Source organism: Mycobacterium sp. (genome assembly GCF_035623875.1).
Taxonomy (GTDB): Bacteria; Actinomycetota; Actinomycetes; order Mycobacteriales; family Mycobacteriaceae; genus Mycobacterium.
In genome coordinates, this window is record NZ_DASPSP010000105.1 from 1 (window position 1) to 17,171 (window position 17,171).

At 64.8% G+C, this 17,171-nt stretch carries 17 protein-coding genes, 1 tRNA gene and 1 pseudogene; 5 read left to right on the forward strand and 14 right to left on the reverse strand.

Translation table 11 applies throughout. The annotated features are described in order from the left end of the window. Nucleotides 1-251: 251 nt before the first annotated feature. Nucleotides 252-851 carry a class I SAM-dependent methyltransferase gene (locus VEI45_RS08385; RefSeq protein WP_324852065.1) on the reverse strand — a complete coding sequence of 200 codons (600 nt, stop codon included), beginning with the start codon at nucleotides 849-851 and terminating at the stop codon, nucleotides 252-254. A 207-nt stretch (nucleotides 852-1,058) separates the two neighbouring features. Here VEI45_RS08385 and VEI45_RS08390 point away from each other — a divergent pair. Continuing rightward, nucleotides 1,059-1,612, forward strand: a pseudogene (locus VEI45_RS08390) (site-specific integrase). 129 nt (nucleotides 1,613-1,741) lie between these two features. On the opposite strand, the gene VEI45_RS08395 reads toward VEI45_RS08390, so the two are convergent. Continuing rightward, nucleotides 1,742-1,813 (reverse strand) — tRNA-Thr (locus VEI45_RS08395). A gap of 27 nt (nucleotides 1,814-1,840) precedes the next feature. Beyond that, the gene (locus VEI45_RS08400) at nucleotides 1,841-2,569 is read right to left on the reverse strand and encodes a hypothetical protein (protein ID WP_324852067.1); all 729 of its coding nucleotides are present in this window, start codon (nucleotides 2,567-2,569) and stop codon (nucleotides 1,841-1,843) included. A 115-nt stretch (nucleotides 2,570-2,684) separates the two neighbouring features. On the opposite strand from VEI45_RS08400, the gene VEI45_RS08405 reads away from it, so the two are divergent. Continuing rightward, entirely contained in the window at nucleotides 2,685-3,404 is a 720-nt protein-coding gene (locus VEI45_RS08405; protein ID WP_324852069.1) for a response regulator transcription factor, read from the forward strand. Nucleotides 3,405-3,430: 26 nt separating this feature from the next. Next, a complete protein-coding gene (locus VEI45_RS08410; RefSeq protein WP_324852071.1) occupies nucleotides 3,431-4,870 on the forward strand; it encodes a HAMP domain-containing sensor histidine kinase in 1,440 nt (479 codons plus the stop codon). 19 nt (nucleotides 4,871-4,889) lie between these two features. On the opposite strand, the gene VEI45_RS08415 is transcribed toward VEI45_RS08410, so the two are convergent. Further along, a complete protein-coding gene (locus VEI45_RS08415; RefSeq protein WP_324852072.1) occupies nucleotides 4,890-5,294 on the reverse strand; it encodes an HIT family protein in 405 nt (134 codons plus the stop codon). A gap of 225 nt (nucleotides 5,295-5,519) precedes the next feature. Between VEI45_RS08415 and VEI45_RS08420 the strand changes: the two genes are divergently transcribed. Continuing rightward, nucleotides 5,520-6,056: a YceI family protein gene (locus tag VEI45_RS08420; protein WP_324852074.1), complete on the forward strand. Its 537-nt coding sequence runs from the start codon at nucleotides 5,520-5,522 to the stop codon at nucleotides 6,054-6,056. Between the two features lie 16 nt (nucleotides 6,057-6,072). On the opposite strand, the gene VEI45_RS08425 is transcribed toward VEI45_RS08420, so the two are convergent. The 10 genes from VEI45_RS08425 to VEI45_RS08470 form a co-directional block, all read right to left on the reverse strand. Further along, the gene (locus VEI45_RS08425) at nucleotides 6,073-6,951 is read right to left on the reverse strand and encodes an SDR family oxidoreductase (RefSeq protein ID WP_324852076.1); all 879 of its coding nucleotides are present in this window, start codon (nucleotides 6,949-6,951) and stop codon (nucleotides 6,073-6,075) included. After that, a complete protein-coding gene (locus VEI45_RS08430; RefSeq protein ID WP_324852078.1) occupies nucleotides 6,948-7,373 on the reverse strand; it encodes a ketosteroid isomerase family protein in 426 nt (141 codons plus the stop codon). The genes VEI45_RS08425 and VEI45_RS08430 overlap by 4 nt, the downstream gene beginning before the upstream one ends. 15 nt (nucleotides 7,374-7,388) lie before the next feature. Further along, nucleotides 7,389-9,443 (reverse strand): NAD(P)/FAD-dependent oxidoreductase, encoded by a 2,055-nt coding sequence (locus tag VEI45_RS08435; RefSeq protein WP_324852080.1) that lies wholly within the window; start codon nucleotides 9,441-9,443, stop codon nucleotides 7,389-7,391. Nucleotides 9,444-9,460: 17 nt separating this feature from the next. After that, nucleotides 9,461-10,588 carry an NDMA-dependent alcohol dehydrogenase gene (locus VEI45_RS08440; protein ID WP_324852082.1) on the reverse strand — a complete coding sequence of 376 codons (1,128 nt, stop codon included), beginning with the start codon at nucleotides 10,586-10,588 and terminating at the stop codon, nucleotides 9,461-9,463. Between the two features lie 155 nt (nucleotides 10,589-10,743). Further along, nucleotides 10,744-11,298, reverse strand: coding sequence for a nuclear transport factor 2 family protein (locus VEI45_RS08445; protein ID WP_324852084.1), 555 nt, complete (start codon nucleotides 11,296-11,298; stop codon nucleotides 10,744-10,746). A gap of 5 nt (nucleotides 11,299-11,303) precedes the next feature. Continuing rightward, complete coding sequence (locus tag VEI45_RS08450) at nucleotides 11,304-11,507, reverse strand: ferredoxin (protein ID WP_324852086.1); 204 nt, start codon at nucleotides 11,505-11,507, stop codon at nucleotides 11,304-11,306. Nucleotides 11,508-11,509: 2 nt separating this feature from the next. After that, nucleotides 11,510-12,865 carry a cytochrome P450 gene (locus tag VEI45_RS08455; RefSeq protein WP_324852088.1) on the reverse strand — a complete coding sequence of 452 codons (1,356 nt, stop codon included), beginning with the start codon at nucleotides 12,863-12,865 and terminating at the stop codon, nucleotides 11,510-11,512. Then, a complete protein-coding gene (locus VEI45_RS08460; RefSeq protein ID WP_324852090.1) occupies nucleotides 12,862-13,686 on the reverse strand; it encodes an SDR family oxidoreductase in 825 nt (274 codons plus the stop codon). Before VEI45_RS08460 ends, VEI45_RS08455 begins: the two co-directional genes overlap by 4 nt. Continuing rightward, the gene (locus VEI45_RS08465) at nucleotides 13,687-14,901 is read right to left on the reverse strand and encodes a cytochrome P450 (RefSeq protein ID WP_324852092.1); all 1,215 of its coding nucleotides are present in this window, start codon (nucleotides 14,899-14,901) and stop codon (nucleotides 13,687-13,689) included. Next, a complete protein-coding gene (locus VEI45_RS08470; RefSeq protein ID WP_414687431.1) occupies nucleotides 14,898-15,515 on the reverse strand; it encodes a TetR family transcriptional regulator in 618 nt (205 codons plus the stop codon). Before VEI45_RS08470 ends, VEI45_RS08465 begins: the two co-directional genes overlap by 4 nt. Before the next feature lie 188 nt (nucleotides 15,516-15,703). Here VEI45_RS08470 and VEI45_RS08475 point away from each other — a divergent pair, with 188 nt between their 5' ends. Beyond that, entirely contained in the window at nucleotides 15,704-17,170 is a 1,467-nt protein-coding gene (locus VEI45_RS08475; RefSeq protein WP_324852094.1) for an aldehyde dehydrogenase, read from the forward strand. Nucleotide 17,171 lies beyond the last annotated feature (1 nt).

Genomic DNA, 17,171 nt, shown 5'->3' on the forward strand with positions numbered 1-17,171 from the left:
CGTGCAGCGGACCAGGTCGCCGACTGCGGGCACGACATCAAGGGTAGGCGGGATCGTGGAAAAAGTGATAGCGGCTCTGATCGTGCCCACGCGACCGCGAGGACGACAAGTTAGCAGAATTCACCGAGAGGACGGCAGCCATGACCAGCACCACAAACACAAACGGGGGGATCAGGTCGTAGTCGTCGCCGCCAAGCTCGACGGGGGATCGTCAGGGGGCCAAGCGTGGATGCGATTCTGCGTCTGCTGGCTTACTGGCGGGGCTGTAAGAGGGAGTAGTGGCCCTTGCCAAAGCGGGCCATTTCCGGTGCGTCGCCAGCGGACAGCAGCGTCCACGCGGGAGTGAAGCGGCGTTCGATTTCGGCCCGAGTGATGCCCTGGACGCCAAATTGCTCACCAGGATCAAGCCCGCCGATCAACAGCCGCGCGTGCGGCGCTGCCACCGCGCTGACCTCGCGGACATACGCGTCGCGGTCCTTGTCGGTCAGGTTATGCAAGCAGCCGTTGTCGACGATCAACGTAAACCCGGTCCCCACGCCCCGGGCCGAGCTGAGGTGGGTGATATCGGCCTGAACGAAGTTGACGGAGACTTGGCGGGCTTGCGCCTTGGCGCGCGCCTTGGCCAGCGCCCTCGGCACGAAGTCCACGCCGGTGACCTGCCACCCGTGCTGCGCCAAATAGATGGACGTGTCGCCGGTACCGCACCCGATATCGAGTGCGGTGGCCGCCGGCAGGGCGGGCGCGTCATTGCCTTCGACCAGGTCGTGCAGACTTTTCGGCAGCGGATGGCCATCCCACGGTGTGAAACCGACTCGGTACATCGCACGGAACAACATGTTTCGAGATGCCATCACTCCACGGTAGGCTTCACGACTTTCCTGGTACCAGCGTAGATCTGACCGACCCGCGCATCGGCGTACTGCTGCCTGGTCAAGCAGGGCGCGCTAGTTCGTGACGTCGCCGAGCTGGTCGACAGGCTGCGCCGGCCGAAAAAGAAGCTGGCGACGTTCACGGAGGAGGAGGTCCAAACCCTGCTTCAGCATGTCGCCGATCATCGGCTGGGACACGCCTGGTACCTGGCGCTGGCCGGATTGCGCCGCTGCGAGCTGTGCGGGCTGCGCTGGTGCAACGTCGACTTGGTGGCCGGAACCGTCACTGTGACGGATAACCGGGTGTCGGTGAACGGTCGCACGATGGACTCGCAGCCCAAGACGGACAACTCGATCAGGACGTTGCCGCTGACGCCGGCGCTTATGGCGGCCCTGCGGAAGGCACAGGCTACGCAGAAGGCGGAGCGGTTGGCGCTGGGGCCGGATTACGGGCCGGGGAAGCATGTGGTGTGCGACGAGGCCGGGCGCCCGTATCACCCCGACACCATGTCGGACTTCTGGCGGGCGCTGTGCGGCAAAACCGGGGTGCCAAGATCCGGCTGCACGACGCCCGGCACACCTGCGGGACGCTGATGCACATGCAGGGGGTTCCGATCGTGGTGATCGCGCAGTGGCTCGGGCACGCCGATCCGGCGTTCACGATGCGGACCTACGTCCACAGCCGGGACGACGCGCTAAAGATCGCCGCCACTACATTGCAGCAGGTTGTAACACCGTCATGACACCGAGCGGGGCGGTCGAACGCAGGTTCAGTGCGAGTTGTGTCGCGCTTGTGTCATCGCGGGCCGGGTCGAACATAGGTTCAGTGCGCCCAATATGTGTTTGCGCAGCTAGAACACTGTTTCCCGCGGAGCCTCCTGTCAGGATTGAACTGACGACCGCTCGCTTACAAGGCGAGTGCTCTACCACTGAGCTAAGGAGGCCGGTTTTAACCGGTGTCAGCCTAGCGCTCACTCGTCGTGATCGATGACGCGCCGGGAACGCACCGTCCGTGGTGACGAGCGGCGTGACGGGCGGCGGCCCGGCAGCGGAATCAGGTCGGCGATGTTGCTGAGCGGGTTGACGACCATGGTCAGCGATGTGACGGCATCCTGCAGCGTGGCGATGGCCGGCTCCAGCGCCTCCATTCCGGGCGCCAGCCTGCTCAGAGTGTCGGCGACGTCGGCGATCTGCTCGAGCGGCCCCTGCCGGGCCGTCAGCTTGTCGATCAGACCACCCTCGGCCAGCAGCCGCTCGGCCAGCCCGTCTTCGGCGAGCACCCGTTCGATCAGCCCCTCGTCGGCGGTCAGTTGGTCCACCAGGCCGCCGGGCTTCAGCGCCCGCTCCAACCCGCCGCCCTCGGCGGTCAGCCTGTCCAGCAGACCGCCCGGCGCAGTGAGCATGTCGACGACCCCACCCGGACGCAGCAGCCGATCGATCGGCCCATCGGTAGCCAGCGCGCGCCCCAGCGGTGCGTCGTCGTCCAACAACCGGGCCAGCCGGTTGGCCTGGGTAACGGCGTCGTCGATGCCCAGCATGTGCACCACTGCACTCGACCCGCCGGACGGGCCCGCGTCGCCCAATGTTCGATGCACCAGGCCGAGCGCCGACGTCGCGACGCTGAGGCCCGCGTCTGCGGCGGCGAGTCCGACCCGCACGGGCGCGGTGGCGATGCTCGCCAGGCTTTTGCCGAGGTTCATGCCCCGAGTCTATTCGCGGAGGTCGTTGCTGCTTGAGACCGTCGCAAAACCAACTAACAGCAAGTCCACAGCAAATGTCGAGGCTGCCTTGAGCTAAGTGCGAGGAAATAGACAGATGGCATCGGCAATCGCAGAAGAAACCAATCCGGAAGCGCGGGTACTCGTCGTCGATGACGAGGACAACATCGTCGAATTGCTGTCGGTCAGCCTCAAGTTCCAGGGTTTCGAGGTGCATACCGCGACGAACGGACCGGCGGCGCTGGATTTGGCCCGCGGCGTCAAGCCGGATGCGGTGATCCTCGACGTGATGATGCCCGGTATGGACGGCTTCGGGGTGCTCCGCCGGCTACGCGCCGACGGCATCGACGCGCCTGCGCTGTTTCTCACCGCCCGCGACTCGCTGCAGGACAAGATCGCCGGGCTGACGCTCGGTGGCGACGACTATGTCACCAAACCGTTCAGCCTGGAAGAGGTGGTCGCTCGGTTGCGAGTTATCTTGCGGCGCACCGGCAAAGGTGTCACCGAGCGTCGCAATGCCCGGCTGACATTCGCCGACATCGAACTCGACGAGGACACCCACGAGGTGTGGAAGGCCGGCGAGCCAGTCTCGCTGTCGCCCACCGAGTTCACCCTGCTGCGCTACTTCGTGATCAACGCCGGCACAGTGTTGAGCAAACCGAAAATCCTGGACCACGTCTGGCGCTATGACTTCGGCGGTGACGTCAACGTGGTCGAGTCCTATGTGTCATACCTGCGCCGCAAGATCGATACCGGTGAGAAGCGGCTACTGCACACCCTGCGCGGGGTGGGCTACGTGCTGCGGGAGCCGCGATAGGCATCGGCGCGGTCGCGGGTCGAATCATGCCGAGACGACTTCGGGCCGCAGTGTCGCTCCGCGTCGGGCTGGTCGCCGCCCTGCTGCTGCTGGCCGGGTGTGGGCTGACGGCCTCCGGCATCGCGGTCACCGAGACCTTGCGACACAACCTGATCAAACGGGTGGACCAGACGCTGGAGGAGGCGTCGCGCGGCTGGGCGACGGCACCGCGGCGCAGCCTCCCCGTGCGCCGTGGGCCGACGCTGGACCGCCCGCCGTCGGACTTCTACGTGCGCTACGTCACCGTGGACGGGCGTACCACGACGGTCGTCAACGACAGCAACGCAGAACCTGTGTTGCCCAACAACAACGACGTCGGCCCCCAACCGACGACGGTCGGATCGGTCGACAACTCCGGAGTGCAATGGCGGGTGGTGTCGGTGCGCGGACCGAATGGTCGGCTGGTCACCGTCGCATACGACCTGTCCGACATCCAGCAGACGGTCCGGTCGCTGATCTGGCTGCAACTTGGCATCGGCGTGGCGGTGTTGCTGGTCCTCGGCCTGGCCGGGTCTTGGGTGGTGCACCGAAGCCTGCGACCGCTGACGGAGGTCGAAAAGACCGCTGCGGCAATCGCCGCGGGCCAGCTGGATCGCCGTGTCCCCGAACGCGATCCGCGGACTGAGGTTGGTCGGCTTTCCTTGGCGCTCAATGGAATGCTCGCTCAGATTCAGCGGGCGTTCGCCTCGTCTGAAGCCTCGGCGGAGAAGGCACGGACCTCAGAAGAGCGGATGCGACGGTTCATCACCGACGCCAGCCATGAACTGCGCACCCCGCTGACCACCATGCGAGGCTTCGCTGAGTTGTACCGCCAGGGCGCCGCCCGCGACCTGGAAATGGTGATGTCGCGAATCGAAAGCGAATCGCGCCGAATGGGCCTGATGGTCGAGGATCTGCTGCTGCTGGCGCGGCTCGACGCGCAGCGGCCGCTCGAGCAGAACCGGGTGGACCTGCTGGCACTGGCCAGCGATGCCGTACACGACGCGCAGGCGGTCGCGCCGAAGCGCAACATCACCATGGAGGTGCTCGACGGTCCTGGCACCCCTGAGGTGCTCGGCGACGAGCCCCGGCTGCGTCAGGTCCTTGGCAATCTGGTGACCAATGCTCTGCAACACACGCCCGAAACCGCTGACATCATCGTGCGGGTCGGCACCGACGCCGACGACGCGATCTTGGAGGTCGTCGACCAAGGTCCCGGCATGAGTCAGCCGGACGCGCTCCGTATCTTCGAACGGTTCTATCGCACCGACTCGTCGCGCGCGCGGATCAGCGGCGGTAGCGGCCTGGGGCTGTCGATCGTCGACTCCCTGGTCCACGCACACGGTGGGATCGTCACCGTGACCACGGCGCCAGGGCAGGGCTGCCGCTTTTACGTCAGCCTGCCGCGTATCGCCGACGTGCCCGCCCGCGCCCGCTCAGCCCGGTAACCTTCGCACACGTGTGGGCTCAGGCCAGCTCGGCGAGAGCCGCCTTGATCTTAGCCTGCGCTTTGTCGAGGGATGCCGGAGATGGATTGTTATCGACATTGGCGAAGCCGAAATCGCTCAGGCTGCGGGTCGGGAAGACGTGGACGTGCAGGTGGGGAACCTCGAGCCCGGCGATGATCACGCCGGCACGCGCGGCGTCGAACGCCCGGCAAACGGCCTTGCCGATTAGCTGGGCCACCGACATGACCCGGCCGAAAATGGCTGCGTCAAGGTCCTGCCATTGATCGACCTCGGCTCGCGGTACGACCAGCGTGTGCCCCTGTGTCATCGGCTGGATGGTCAGGAAAGCGACGACCTCGTCGTCTTCGTACACGAACCGGCCCGGCAGTTCCCGGTTGATGATCTTGGTGAAGACGGTGGTCATGGGCGCCGCTCCTCCTCGTCGCTTCGCTTTGCATCGTCGCCGGTGCGGGCAATGCGCTCCAGCATATGAGTCGCGGCGCGGCGGGCACGGTCGGCAGGTCTTCTGGCGCAGTTCACTGTTACGGACAGGCCGGGAGGACTATCGTCGAATGCTAGCTGGTGCCAATCCCGACGAGTTGGCCGCGGCCTTGCGCGATCAACCCGCGCTGACCTGTGTGGAGGTGAAATGTTAGCTGTCGCAACGTTTCTCAGCAGTCCAGAGTCGGTGGGTGTTTGGAACGTGGTTCCGCAACGCTCCTCCGTCCGGTTCGAGAACAAGACGATGTGGGGCGCGATGAAGGTCCGCGGCGACTTCACCGAATTCAGCGGCGGCGGGCAAATTGAAGACGCTCGAACGGTATCCGGCCGAATCGAAGTCAAGGCCGCGTCGGTGCACACCGGACTGGGAAAACGCGACGAGGATCTGCGCTCGCCAGCCTTCTTCGATGTCGAGAAGTACCCGAACATCACTGTCATTGTCGGCGGCGGTGAGCCCACCGGTGCTGACACCGTCCGCCTGAACGCCGAACTGACCGCCAAGGGCATCACGGCGCCGCTGCCGCTGCAGGCCCATGTCGAGGTGCTCGACGACGGCGAGGTGCGACTGACAGCGCAGACGACCGTCGCGCGTAAGCAGTTCGCCGTGGAAGGCAACATGTTCGGCATGGTGGGCGCCAAGACGACCCTCAATGTCAGCCTGGTTTTTCGTCACGAGACCGTCTAGCCCGCGAACGGGCGAACTAGGCGGCTCCGCTGTCGATCAGTGCAGAAAGTTCCGCTACCGACCACGGCGGTGAGTCGTGGTGGTCTCGGTAGCCGAGCAAGACCGGCGTGGTCCTCGGGTATCGGCCGATGAAACCACCTGATGCAATGAAGATTTCGCCGGTCACTTGGTCAGCGAGGTCACTGGCCAGATAGACGTAGGTGGGAGCGACGTAGTCCGGTGGTGCGACGTCCAGCGATCCTTGCATCGAGACGTCGTCGAGCAGTCCCCGCCGGTTTAGGTCGACGATGTGGGCTTCGTAGTCCGGCCCTGTGGACAACCGCGTTCTGGCGCCGGGGCACACCACGTTGGCCCGCACGCCGTGCTCCTTCAATTCCGCGGCAATCGCCAATGTCAGGCTGTTGACCGCACCCTTGCCAGCCGGGTATCCGGTGCCGCCGTAGTCGCCGAGAAACGCGGACGAGCTGGTGTTGACGATGCTGCCGCCATCTTGCTCGACCATCTTCGAGGCCGCCGCGCGGCAGGTCGCGAACACCGTGCCCAAGTGCGACTCGAGCAGCTTGTAGAACTGCGCGGGGCTGATGTCGAGGATGGACGAGCCCGACGGTTCGGCGATGCCAGCACAGTTCACCAGGATGTGGATGGCGCCGAACTCGTCAATACACCTGTCCACCAACGATTCCGCGGCCGGCTGATCCGATGGTGACCCCGGATGGGCCACCGCGCGTCCACCGGCGGTGGTGATCGCGTCGGCGGTGGCCCGGGCGGCGTTGCCGTCACGGCCGTTGATTACCACACCGGCACCATGCTGTGCCAGCAAGGTCGCGACGGCCGCACCGATGCCGCGCGACCCGCCGACCACGACGGCGCCGCGGTCGGCCAGCAGCGAGCTCACTCCTCGGGGCCGAATGTCATCATGTCGAGGTTCCAATAACCGCGCATATTCGTGATCAGCCCGGCGTCGTTGACCTTATAGGTGAAGACGCCGCGCACCTTGCTGGTGATTCCGTTGTCAAACTTGCTGCGCAGCACCAAAATATGCGCGATCTCATTGGGATCGCTGGACGGAAAGGTCTCCTCGCAGGTGATCGTCAGCTGGTTGGCGGCGATGTTGGTGTCGTAGAACCCGGCGACCCCATCCTTGCCCCGCACGCCGGTGCCATCGGGGTTGGTGATGGCCTTGCCGATCGGATCCTCAACGACGACGTCGTCGGCCATCAGCGCCAGCCAGCCCTCCCGGTCATGGGCCTGCACGCAACGCCACGACGACTGTGAGGCAGTCAGTGCGGGGGACTGTTGAACGGTTTCCTGGGACATTTCGCTCTCCTATCGTTAAATGGCGCAGGCGGCACGGGCGCCGTCCTCGGTGGCTTTGCGAATCAGGCCCAGACCGGTGCAATCGCCGGCGGCGTGCACTTCGGCTTCGGGCATGGCGGACACCAGGGTGTCGAACATCGCGGTGTCAGGTTCGGGCGTACCGGCCACCACGACGGTGTCGGCGGGCAGCTGACGTGATTTCCCGCCGGAAGGAGTGAACACCACCGCATCGTGAGTGATGCGCTCGACGGTTGCGCGGACGTGGACGGTGACGCCCAATCGGTCCAAACGATCCATGTGTTCGGTTCTGCGTTTGTTGCCGACTTCCGGGGCAATTTGCTTGCCCGACTCCAGGATCGACAGCAGCCGTCCCCGGCGTGCCAGGAACTCGGCGAGTTCCACCGCGACCAGGTCACCGCCAATAACGGCGACGCGTCGGCCCAGCGGGAGCCATGCGCGCGAGGCGAGCCGCACCGTCGCAGGACGCACCAGCCGCTGTCGCCATCCGGACAAGGCCTGTGCGCCCAGCCGTTGCCAAGCCGGGGCCGTCGGTTCGGCATGGCCGCCGAGCAGCTCACGCAGCGCCGGTCCGGTGTGCACATGGGAAAGCTTGTCGCCCGGGATCGTCGGGACGGCGACCCGGCCGCCGGTGGCCACCACGACGGCGTCCGGCCTCATCCTGACAACCTCGTTCGCTGAAATAGCCTGGCCCAGCTCAACTCTCGTGCCACTCGTCTTGATCTCGCCGCGCAGGTAATGCAGGAACGGCTCGTTCTCCGGATGCAAGATGGACGCCCAGCGCAGCGCGCCTCCCAGCTGACCGCCGCGCTCGAACAGCGTTACCCGGTGTCCACGCTCGGACGCGACACGGGCCGCCTCCAAACCGGCCGGCCCGCCGCCGATCACCACCACCCGTTTGGTCCGTGCCGGGCGCTTGGTCGCCAGTTCGCGCTCCTTGCCGGTGCGCGGATTGACCGCACAGTCGACGGAGAACCGCAGTTCCATAGCGTCGATGCAGTTTTCGCAGGAGATGCATTTGCGAATCCGATGTGCCCGGCCGGACTTCAGTTTGCGGGGCAGGTCGGGATCGGCTAGCAGTGGACGGCCCATCGCGATGAAATCGGCGCGGCCGTCGGCCAGGATCCTTTCGGCCTGCTGCGGGTCGTGGATGCGTCCGACGGCGATCACCGGCACGTCGACGACCTCTTTGACTGCGGCAGCGGCACCGACGTTGAGCTGGTCACCGTCGTCGGCGCCGTTCACCATCTGAGTGACCAGCCGGTCGATAACCCCGCCGCTGACGTGGAAAGCGTCCACCCCGGCTGCCACCAGTTCCGGTGCCACCAGCGCGGTCTCGTATATCGGGCGGCCCCCGGCGACCCGTTCGTAGCCTGAAATCCGCAGGGTGATCGGCAGCGCATCGCCGATCTCGGAGCGAATCGCCGCCAGCGTCTCCAGCACAATCCGGACGCGGCCGCGCACCGAATCGCCGCGATATTCGTCCGTGCGCCGATTACGTTGCGGGGCAAGAAAAGAGCCGAGCAGCATGTATCCGTGCGCGGCGTGCAGCTCGATGCCGTCGTAGCCGGCTTCGGCGGCGCGACGCACCGCCGCTTTGAACAGGTCGAGCACCTCGGTGAGTTGGTGCGCGGTGATCTCATCCGACGGCCGGCCGGTCAGATACGACGGAATCACCGACGGACCCAGCGACGTCACCCCGTGCATCTCCGGCCCCAGGCCGTCGGGCCCGGCGTGGACGATCTGCGGCTGAATCTTGGCGCCGTGCCGATGCACCGCCTCCACCAGCGCCCGGTGTGCATCCACCGCGTCGTCGGTGCCGAGGTGCAGGCCGCCGGGCGTTTCTGGGTGCTGGTGGTCAACACCGGTGGCGCCGACGGTGATCAGGCCGACACTGCCTTGGGCACGCGCGGCGAAGTAGTCCCGAGTGCGCTGCGACGGCAGGCCGTCGGGCGTGCCATACATGGTCTCCATCGGAGACATCACCAGCCGGTTGCGCACCGACATAGCACCGATCCGTCCCGGCGCCAGCAGGTGTGGAAAGCCCGCCACTCGCGAAGACGCGGCGACTACCGGTCGGCGTCGGTGTAGCGGATGACGCCGCGAATGTTCTTGCCGTCCAGCATGTCCTGGTAGCCGTCGTTGATCTGCTCCAGCTTGTACTGGCGAGTGATCATGTCGTCGAGGTTGAGCTTGCCGGCCTTGTACATCGACAACAGCTGCGGGATGTCGTACTGCGGGTTGCCGCCGCCGAAGATGGTGCCCTGCAGGTTCTTTTGCATCAGGGTCAGCATCCCCAGGTTCAGATTCACCTGGTTGTCCAGCAGGCTGCCGATCGCGGTCAGCACGCAGGTGCCGCCTTTGGCGGTCATGATCATGTAGTTCTCGACATCGGCGCCGTGGAGTTCGCCGACGGTGACGACCACCTTCTTGGCCATCAGGCCGTAGGTGACCTCCATGATGCCGCCGAGTGCGGTGTCGATGTCGGGGTAGACGTGGGTGGCGCCGAACTTGAGGGCCTGGTCGCGCTTCCACTCGATCGGGTCGATCGCGAAGACGTAGCGAGCGCCGGCGTTGACCGCCCCCTGCAGCGCGGCCATCCCGACTCCGCCGATCCCGACGATCGCGACATCTTCGCCGGGCCGGATGTCGGCGGTGCGGACCGCCGAACCGTAGCCAGTGGTAACGCCGCAACCCACCAGGGCGGCCACTTCGAACGGCACCGACGGGTCGATCTTCACCACCGAAGTCTTGTGCACAACCATGTAGGGCGAGAATGTCCCCAGCAGCGTCATCGGAAAGACGTTCTGGCCGCGGGCCTGAATCCGGAACGTTCCATCGCTTACCGCTGCACCATTCAGCAGCCCGGCCCCCAAGTCGCACAGATTGCGCATGCCCGACTGACAGGTCGGACAACTGCCGCAGGACGGGATGAAGGACAGCACCACATGGTCGCCCTCGGCCAAGCCCTCAACCCCGGGACCCACCTCGGTAACGATGCCGGCGCCCTCGTGGCCGCCGAGCACCGGAAAGCCTGCCATCGGGATGCCGCCAGTCACCAAGTGGTGGTCGGAATGGCACATCCCGGCCGCTTCCATCTGGATCTTGACTTCGTCCTTCTGCGGGTCACCGATCTCGATTTCCTCAACCGACCAAGGCTGGTTGAACTCCCAGATCAGCGCGCCCTTTGTTTTCATGAAAGACCTCCATCAGCATGCCCTGACCCGAGTGTCGGCGAAAGGGCCCGGCTTGGGCCGGACGATAATTTAGAACGTGTTCTCATTCGCAGCCCATTATGACGTGCGTCACTGTGTTGTAAACATCGGGGGGAGCGTCGACGGTCGCGTGAGTATCACCAGATAGGCACTGGAGCCTGTCCGAGCGGGTAGTAGCCGGGCAGCTTCTCGCCGGCCAGGCTGCGTTCGATCCGCTTCTGCATGCCGGTGCTCAGATCGCCGGACTCGATGAGCGTCGCGAACATCTTCGCGACATGGCCGAAATCGAAGAAGTCACGCTGCCACTCGATGAGCCGGTCGCTGTTGAGACGAAACCAACTGCCGCCGATGCCGTAGATCTCGTCCTGGGTGCCGTTGGTCTTGTTGACGATCTGCTTCCAGAAGCCGACGATTTCGCCTTGCTTGTCGTCGATGAGCACCTTCTGGTACTCGTACACCCAGTTCTCCAGGCCTTCCATCTCCAAGCCCAGCGCGACGTCCCGAATCTCGTCGACTCCGACACACATCACGTCTTCCTTGGGACCGATGTTCCAGCCGTAGGTGGCATCGGCGGCGTAAAAGTCTGCCAACGGCCGCCAGTCGCCCGCCTTTTCGCAGTCCTTGTTGGCCTGGAGCCAGGACTGCACCCACTCTTCGAGTTCTGCACGCGTGAATGACGCCTTGGATGACATTGTCCTTACTCTTTCTCTTTGATGAATAGCGCTTGGGTTGGACACATTTCAACCGCCCGCTCGATCTCCTCGCGGGCGTCATCTGGTGGCTCGGAGTCGATGATCTCGACCTTGCCCCGCTTGGGTACTCGGAAATAGTCGGGTGCCTCCAGCTCACACATCGCGTGGCCCTGGCACAAATCCAAGTCGGCTTCGACTCGGTAACCCATGATCAGCTCCCGTTGCGGCGGCGATAGCGCACCTTGGCGGGCCGGGCCAGTTGCACCACCATCTTGGAATGGTCGTTGTGGTAGCTGTCGGCGGGCTGTGCGATCTCGAACTCATACTCGCGCAACAGGACTGAGAAGATCGCTTTGATTTGCATCTGCGCGAACGCGGCACCGACGCAGCGGTGTCTGCCGGCGCCGAACGGAATCCAGGTCCACCGGTTGATCAGATCTTCTTGCCGAGGCTTTTCGTAACGGTCCGGGTCGAAGGAGTTCGGATCGGGGAAGTCTTCGGGAATACGGTTGGAGATCGCCGGCGATGCCGCGACGAAGTCACCTTCGTGGATCGGGTAGCCCTCGACCTCGAATTCGCCGTGGGCCACCCGCATCAGGATGATCAGCGGGGGATGTAGGCGCAGGGTCTCCTTGAGGACATTGTCCAGTTTCGGAATCTGGCGAAGCGCGTGGAAACTCACTGCCTGGCCGTCGGTATAAAGATCATCGAGCTCCTTGACCACCTCGGCGTAGACGTCGGGGTGACGGATCAGCTCAATCAACGTCCACGACGAGGTGCCCGAACTGGTGTGGTGGCCGGCGAACATCAGCGAGATGAACATCCCGGTGATCTCATCGGCGGAGAAGCGGGGATTCCCTTCCTCGTCTTTGATCGACACCAACACGTCCAGCATGTCGCGGTCGCCCTTGTCCTTGGGCGGGTTGGCGATACGCTGGTTCATCACGCCTTGTACCAGTTCGACCAGGCCGACGCGCGCCTGATCCCGGACCCGGAAGCTCTCGATGTCCATGTAGGCATCGACGTAGCACAGCGGATCGGTGCCTCGCTCCAGCAGGTGGTAGTACTCGGCGAAGCGATGGTCGAGCTGACTGCGGAACTTCACCCCGATCAGGCACGCCGTCGAGGTGTAGATGGTCAACTCGGCGAAGAAGTCGAGCAGTTCGATCTCGCCTTCGTCGCCCCAGTTGGCGATCATTTTGCGGACTTCGTTCTCGATCGTCGCCGCGTGGCCCTTCATGTGTTCGCCCCGCAACGCGGTGTTGTGCAGCATCTCGGCGCGGCGCTCGGGGCTGGCGTCGAACACCACGCCCTTGCCGAAGATCGGCGTCATGAACGGATACGCCTCAGCCTGGTCGAGATCCTCGTCGGCAGAACGGAAGAAGAACTCGTTGGCCTCCGAGCCGGAGAGCAGGATGACGTGTTTGTCGGCCAGCTGGAACCAGCCCACGTCACCGCACTCGTCGCGGGTGCGCTGCATCAGGCCGATGGGATCGGTCCGGAACTCCTCGAGATGACCGTGTTCTTCTTCGCCGCCAGAAACCCGCGGCACGATGGCGGTTGTCATGAATCCAATGCCTTCTCATCCAGTTTGAGTTGCTGACGGTCTTTCGTCTTGGTCAGCGGCGCCTCCGGCTGAATCTCCATGTTGACCACGAAACCGCCCCTCGGTGTTTCCGCAACGAACGCGATCGCTCGGGCCAGATCGCTAGCCCGCAGGAAATAGTCGTGGCGCGCCTGACCCCACTTGGCCCAGTCCTCCAGTGCCGGGCCGACCGACTCGGCGGGCAGGCTCCAGCCCATCGCGGTCTTCGTCGGTCCCGGGTGCACGATCGACGCGCGCACGCCGGTGCCCTCGAGTTCCATCTGCAGGTTGGTCACCATCGCGACCAGCGCGGCCTTCGCAGCGCCGTAGGCACCCATGTGCGGTCGCTGCCGCAGCGCCACATCCGAACCCACGAAGATCAGGTCGCCGCGTTGACGTTCGACCATGCCCGGAAGTACGGCGGTGGTCAATCGGTTGGCCCCGATCAGATGGATCTGGATCTGCGATTCGAAAGTGGCGGTGTCGATTTCGTGTAGCCGCCCGAAGTAGGTGTCGCCGGCACCGGTGACCAGAACCTCGATGTCGCCGAGCTGCTCGGTGGCCTGGTGCACGAATCCCTTGACCGACTGGGCGTCGGTGACGTCGAGCGGCAGGGCGATAGCCTCGCCCCCTTCGGCGCGGATCTCCTCGACGATCTCCTGGCACTTCTCAACGCGCCGCGCGCCCAATGCCACGGGGAATCCGTGGGCGGCCATCTCGACGGCAGTGGCCGCCCCGATACCCGACGACGCACCGGCAACGATCGTTGGCCGACGGGCCGGATGTGGTTCAAAGCGTGGCATTTACGAGACCTCCACGGCTATGGGTAGGTGGGCGAACCCGCGGACATTGCTGGAGTGGACGCGGACGGCGTTGGCCTCGTCGACCTGAAATCCGCGGATTCGCTTGAACAGTTCGGTGAGCGCCACCCGCGCTTCCATCCTGGCCAGGTGGGCGCCCAGGCAGAAGTGCGCGCCGCTACCGAAACTCAGTAATTTGGAACCGATGTCGCGCCCAATGACATAGTCATCCGGATGGTCGAACACCCGCTCATCGCGGTGCCCCGAACCGGGTAGCAGCAGGAGGACGTCGCCCTCGGGGATCGTGGTGTCGTAGAGGGTGAGCTCGCCGGAAACCGTGCGGGCCAGGATCTGGCTGGACGTGTCATAGCGCAGGGTCTCCTCGACCCACAGCGGCACCCGCGATAGATCCTGGTACACCGGGGTCAGCTGATCTGGGTTCTTGTGACCCCAGAACGCCGCATTGGCAAGAAGTTTGGTGGTGGTCTCGTTGCCGGCGATCACCATCAGGAACATGAACCCGAGGATTTCTTCGTCGGTGAGCCGGTCGCCGTCGATTTCGGCTTCCAGCAACGCCGAGGTCAGGTCATCGGTCGGCTTCTTGCGACGCTCGGCGACCATCTGTTGGTAGTAGACGATGAGGTTGAGCGACGCCTCGATCGCCGAAGCCGGCACGTCGTTGACCCCGTCCTCGCGGTGCATCACGCCATCGGCCATGGCGCGGATGCGGTCGCGGTCGGGTTCGGGCACTCCCATCAGCTCGGAGATGACATCCATGGGTAGCTTGCCGGCGAATTCCGCGACATAGTCGACGGTTACGCCGGAGCCTGCCTTTTCCAGCATGGTGTCGAGGTGTTGCACGGCCAGTTCGGTAACCCGCGGCTCGAGCTCTCGGATCCGCCGCGGAGTGAAGCCCTTCGATACTAGTGTGCGCAGCCGAAGATGGGCGGGATCGTCCATCGCCAGAAACGACATCGTCTTGGACGCGTGCGGTCCGCGCGACACTGGGTCGAGCGAGACGCCGTCGCGGTTGGACAGCGTAGTGCTGTTGCGAAACCCCTTGTGTACGTCGCTGTGTCGCGACAAGGCCCAGAAGCCGAGCTCGTCGTTGTGATAGAGCGGGGCCTCGTCGCGCAGCCGCCGGTAGTACGGGTAGGGATCCTCGTGGAAGTCGTAGTCATAAGGGTCCAATAGCGGCTTGTCGATCTGAAGGGTCATCGGGCCTCTCCCGATGTGAGAATGAGGCCGACCGCGTAGCCAAGGTGGTCGGCGATTCGGTGATAGGTGTAAGCGCCGCTGGCGGCATTGACCAGCGCGCCGAAGAATGCCATCTCGAGCACCGACACGGTGCGGGGGTCGGCATCGGGCCCGATGGCTGAGGTGATGCGGCGGTGGATTTCCGCGCCGATCCGGTCGCGCACCGACCGGACCGCCGGGTCACCGCCGCCGCCCAGCAAGGCCGTCGTGCACGCCGCGGCAACCTCGGGTTCGTCGGCGACCACCAGCGCCAGGTGACGCAAGGCGCTGTCCACCCGAGTCGGCATGGGCTCGTTGACGTCGGTGAAGTAAGGGACTTGTCGCACCAGATCCAAATAGACCTCGGCGATCAGATGATTTTTCGACGAGAAGTAGGTGTAGGCGGTCGCCGGGGCCACCTTGGCGCGAGCGGCCACGGCGCGGACGGTCAGGTCGGCATAGGACCGCTCCCGCAGGAGCTCCACGCCCGCGGCCAGTACCTTACGGAACGTCTCTTCCTGGCGGCGGTTGCGCTGCACTTCCCCGGCTGGCCCACCGGCCCTGGAAGTGATCGCGACCACGGGATCGCTGGACACGTGTCCAAGTTATCCGATACCTATGTCACCAGGCAAGCCCGGTCAGCAAAATACCTGGAAATGGGTATTTTCGAAGTCGCGTGCGATCGCGTGGAAGACCCGCCCTTGCACTTTGACAGATCCGGCGACTATGGTTCGACCTAACTATTCCGGACAAGTGTCTACTTTTACGAGGCGCGGAGGCGAAGATGGCATTGCTGGCCGACGGCGTTAGCGCTCTGCTCATCGACGGCAAGCTGACCAGCGGCAGCGGGGGCACCTTCGCCACGATCAACCCCGCCACCGAAGAAGTTTTGGGTGCCGCGGCCGATGCCGACACCGAGGACATGGGCCACGCCATCGAGGCGGCGCGGCGGGCCTTCGACGAGACCGACTGGTCACGTAATACCGAGCTGCGGGTGCGGTGTGTGCGCCAGCTGCGCGATGCGATGCGCGCAGACATCGAAGAATTGCGGGAGCTGACGATTTCAGAGGTCGGTGCGCCGCGGATGCTCACGGCCGCAGCCCAATTGGAGGGCCCGGTCGGTGACCTGAGCTTCGCGGCCGACACTGCCGAGTCCTACCAGTGGAACCAGGACCTTGGTGAAGCATTGCCGATGGGAATTCCCACCCGACGCACCGTCGCGCGGGAGGCAGTCGGCGTCGTCGGCGCGATCACCCCGTGGAACTTCCCGCACCAGATCAACCTGGCCAAGCTGGGACCGGCGTTGGCCGCAGGCAACACTATTGTGTTGAAGCCCGCACCGGACACGCCGTGGTGCGCGGCGGTGCTCGGTGAACTGATCGTCGAGCACACCGACTTTCCGCCCGGTGTCGTCAACATCGTCACCTCCAGCGACCACGGCTTGGGGGCGCTGTTGGCCAAAGACCCCCGGGTCGACATGGTTTCGTTCACCGGCTCCACGGCCACCGGGCGCAGCGTGATGAGTGACGCCGCCGCCACCATCAAGAAGGTGTTCTTGGAGCTCGGCGGCAAGTCTGCGTTCGTCGTGCTCGACGACGCCGATCTGGGCGGCGGGTGCTCGATGTCGGCTTTTACTGCGTCCATGCACGCCGGGCAGGGCTGTGCGATCACCACCCGGCTGGTGGTGCCGCGGGCTCGCTATGACGAGGCGGTGGGCATAGCCGCGGGCACCATGGGGTCGATCAAGCCGGGCGATCCGACCGAACCCGGAACCGTTTGCGGGCCGCTGATTTCGGCACGCCAGCGGGATCGCGTACAGGGCTACCTCGATCTCGCGATCGCCGAAGGCGGGACGTTCGCGTGCGGCGGCGGTCGGCCGGCCAACCGAGAGGTCGGTTTCTTCATCGAGCCCACCGTGATCGCGGGCCTGACCAACAACGCCAGGCCCGCGCGGGAGGAGATCTTCGGGCCGGTGCTGACGGTGATTGCCCACGATGGCGACGAAGACGCGCTGCGGATCGCCAACGACTCGCCATATGGCTTGTCGGGCACGGTGTTCAGCGCCGACCCCGAGCGAGCTGCGAGCTTCGCATCGCGCATGCGGGTCGGGACAGTCAATGTCAATGGCGGCGTTTGGTATTCGGCCGACGCGCCGTTCGGCGGCTACAAACAGTCCGGCAATGGACGAGAGATGGGTCTCGCCGGATTCGAGGAGTATCTGGAAGTCAAAACCATTGCGACGGCTGTGTAAT

What these genes read in the sequence shown, in the direction of transcription:
- VEI45_RS08430 (WP_324852078.1), bottom strand. Translation starts at nt 7,373, where the DNA reads ATGTCCCAGGAAACCGTTCAACAGTCCCCCGCACTGACTGCCTCACAG.
- VEI45_RS08460 (WP_324852090.1), bottom strand. Translation starts at nt 13,686, where the DNA reads ATGCCACGCTTTGAACCACATCCGGCCCGTCGGCCAACGATCGTTGCC.
- VEI45_RS08420 (WP_324852074.1), top strand. Translation starts at nt 5,520, where the DNA reads ATGTTAGCTGTCGCAACGTTTCTCAGCAGTCCAGAGTCGGTGGGTGTT.
- VEI45_RS08455 (WP_324852088.1), bottom strand. Translation starts at nt 12,865, where the DNA reads ATGACAACCGCCATCGTGCCGCGGGTTTCTGGCGGCGAAGAAGAACAC.
- VEI45_RS08385 (WP_324852065.1), bottom strand. Translation starts at nt 851, where the DNA reads ATGGCATCTCGAAACATGTTGTTCCGTGCGATGTACCGAGTCGGTTTC.
- VEI45_RS08450 (WP_324852086.1), bottom strand. Translation starts at nt 11,507, where the DNA reads ATGGGTTACCGAGTCGAAGCCGACTTGGATTTGTGCCAGGGCCACGCG.
- VEI45_RS08410 (WP_324852071.1), top strand. Translation starts at nt 3,431, where the DNA reads ATGCCGAGACGACTTCGGGCCGCAGTGTCGCTCCGCGTCGGGCTGGTC.
- VEI45_RS08445 (WP_324852084.1), bottom strand. Translation starts at nt 11,298, where the DNA reads ATGTCATCCAAGGCGTCATTCACGCGTGCAGAACTCGAAGAGTGGGTG.
- VEI45_RS08475 (WP_324852094.1), top strand. Translation starts at nt 15,704, where the DNA reads ATGGCATTGCTGGCCGACGGCGTTAGCGCTCTGCTCATCGACGGCAAG.
- VEI45_RS08405 (WP_324852069.1), top strand. Translation starts at nt 2,685, where the DNA reads ATGGCATCGGCAATCGCAGAAGAAACCAATCCGGAAGCGCGGGTACTC.
- VEI45_RS08440 (WP_324852082.1), bottom strand. Translation starts at nt 10,588, where the DNA reads ATGAAAACAAAGGGCGCGCTGATCTGGGAGTTCAACCAGCCTTGGTCG.
- VEI45_RS08400 (WP_324852067.1), bottom strand. Translation starts at nt 2,569, where the DNA reads ATGAACCTCGGCAAAAGCCTGGCGAGCATCGCCACCGCGCCCGTGCGG.
- VEI45_RS08415 (WP_324852072.1), bottom strand. Translation starts at nt 5,294, where the DNA reads ATGACCACCGTCTTCACCAAGATCATCAACCGGGAACTGCCGGGCCGG.
- VEI45_RS08465 (WP_324852092.1), bottom strand. Translation starts at nt 14,901, where the DNA reads ATGACCCTTCAGATCGACAAGCCGCTATTGGACCCTTATGACTACGAC.